The organism is Pseudomonas persica (assembly GCF_900291015.1).
GTDB lineage: Bacteria > Pseudomonadota > Gammaproteobacteria > Pseudomonadales > Pseudomonadaceae > Aquipseudomonas.
On the sequence record NZ_OLKL01000366.1, the window covers coordinates 1 to 237 of the forward strand.

Consider the following 237-nt stretch of genomic DNA (forward strand, 5'->3'; position numbering starts at 1 on the left):
GGACCACCTGGGGCGCCGTACTCCAGCGTGTCATTCACGCCCCACTCGATGGCGCTGCGGTTGTAACCGCCTTCGGAGTGAGACAGCGCCAGCTTGCCGGTCCAGTTGTCGTTGAATCGATGGGTGAGGTCGGCGAACACCTCGTCCATGTTGGTCTGCAACTTGGTCCAGTCCTGCCCGAGGTAGGTCGAGCGCTTCAGGTGCGGGTTGCTGCCGTCGGGGTTGTTGGGGATACCC

At 63.3% G+C, this 237-nt stretch carries 1 protein-coding gene; it reads right to left on the reverse strand.

The window, feature by feature from the left end:
• Positions 1–237 (reverse strand): hypothetical protein (locus FQ664_RS26910; protein ID WP_144176006.1); only part of this gene is annotated, 237 nt, incomplete at both ends.